This is a genomic window from Weissella sp. DD23, from assembly GCF_001579105.1.
Lineage (GTDB): Bacteria > Bacillota > Bacilli > Lactobacillales > Lactobacillaceae > Weissella > Weissella cibaria.
Map to the genome: position 1 here is coordinate 1 of NZ_KQ970500.1, position 337 is coordinate 337.

Consider the following 337-nt stretch of genomic DNA (forward strand, 5'->3'; position numbering starts at 1 on the left):
ATATTAGTGGTAAGACGATTACAATCACCGATGCCACCAAAGTATCATTAACGTATGCAAAGCAAGTGCAAGATACATTCAATTTTGTAGATGCACAAGGCAATACGGTGCCTGTTGATGGCCAAGATACGTACGTAGCTGGTAACGAAACAGATGGCTCATCATATGATTCATTGACATATGCTGATGCGCAAAAGGCCGGAGTAACTGGTGTTGCGACAATTGCAACACTTTTGACATCATTGTCTAGTCGTGGTTTCTCAGCGTTTGCGATTTATGATGCTAAGGGTAATAAAGTCGACTTTTCTTCATTGAAGTTTGGTGGTTCTGACGCAGT

1 protein-coding gene is annotated in these 337 nt (G+C 41.5%); it reads left to right on the forward strand.

All coding sequences use genetic code 11. The annotated features are described in order from the left end of the window. Window positions 1-337 (forward strand): hypothetical protein (locus tag WEIDD23_RS13930; protein ID WP_197458912.1); only part of this gene is annotated, 337 nt, incomplete at both ends.